Origin of the sequence: Metasolibacillus meyeri, from assembly GCF_003049505.1 — a bacterium.
In the GTDB taxonomy this organism is placed as follows: domain Bacteria; phylum Bacillota; class Bacilli; order Bacillales_A; family Planococcaceae; genus Metasolibacillus; species Metasolibacillus meyeri.
On record NZ_PYWN01000266.1, the window covers coordinates 1 to 1198 of the forward strand.

The following is a 1198-nucleotide window of genomic DNA, read 5'->3' on the forward strand; positions in this document are numbered from 1 at the left end:
CATTGTGCTCAGTCTGATTCTGACCATTTATTATTAAATTCATGAAACTTTTCTTCAAGTTCCTTTAACGCTACGCCTATTGGTCTTTCAATTGGTTCGTCAACAGGCTGCACTAATATTTGGATGTGTTGCAAGTCTAAAATAGTTTGTAGATGTAGTTCTATAATGGTTTCTAACATACTTTCTTGTTGCTGCATTTTTTCAAGGATTTCGTGATATTGACCGTACTTTTCAACCACAAAGTTACAATCACCCACCGTTAATGCACCTACTCTATCCTTTTCAATCCATTGGCGACTAGCTTCTTGCATAATGTAGCCCAATTGATATTGATTATCTGAAATAAACTTTTGCACTGAATCCATTTCATTCATCCTCTCTATAATGGTCATTGTGTTTACTCCCACTCTATCTTCCATGCGGCTTCAAAACGTTCCAATTCTTCAACTCTCTTAGTTAAATTCTCTATTTCTGCGCTCATTTGCCCAAAAACATTTCCGAGTACAAGCATCGCTTCATCGCTTAAGCATTCTTTTCTTCCTACTTTCTCTACTTGTTTCCAGTAGTTTTCTAGTTCGTGGTTTTCCAAAATTCATTCACCTTCCTTAACGTAATGGTCATTGTGCTTATTAACTAAATCACTAATTCTAGCTGCACATTCTGCAGTCGTTCCTTGCTGATATTTATAAATTTCAATTCTGTATCAATTCCATAAAACTGCCTGTTTAATTTTTTAGCAGCAACAAGGCTTGTACCTCCACCGCAGCAATTATCCAATATAATGTCCCCTTCGTTGGAATAGGTCTTAATCAGATATTCACATAACGCTTCAGGTTTCTGTGTTGGGTGGTACCGTACCTTATCTCTAGCAAAATAGAGAGCATCAACTGGATAACGGTCTGTTTGTCCTCCGCCTTCGGTACCGATTTCGGTTTTGCCATAATTGCTGCCATCACTGGAATGCTTTTTGTATTTATTTACTGGCTTATGTCCATATGTTTTTTGTGGATTGTATGTTGGTAAATGTTTATAGAACACTAATATATTTTCATGCACTTTTAATGGCATTTTTTTAGCATTTAAAAAGCCAGTACCGTTGCTTTTAATCCATATCCACTCGTAACGCAACATTTCTAAATTGCTACAGCCTAACACTTTATCAAAAGGAGTTTGAGCAAATAAAACGATTGCGCCATTA

3 protein-coding genes are annotated in these 1198 nt (G+C 36.4%); all 3 read right to left on the reverse strand.

Translation table 11 applies throughout. The features are described 5' to 3' along the window. Positions 1 to 8 precede the first annotated feature (8 nt). On the reverse strand, positions 9 to 392 hold the full coding sequence (locus C9J34_RS21545; protein ID WP_107842199.1) for a hypothetical protein: 384 nt from the start codon (positions 390 to 392) through the stop codon (positions 9 to 11). 5 nt (positions 393 to 397) lie between these two features. After that, positions 398 to 589, reverse strand: a complete 192-nt coding sequence (locus C9J34_RS21550) for a hypothetical protein (RefSeq protein ID WP_107842200.1) — start codon at positions 587 to 589, stop codon at positions 398 to 400. Positions 590 to 633: 44 nt separating this feature from the next. Beyond that, the coding region (locus tag C9J34_RS21555; RefSeq protein ID WP_107842201.1) for a DNA-methyltransferase at positions 634 to 1198 on the reverse strand (565 nt) is incomplete at its 5' end.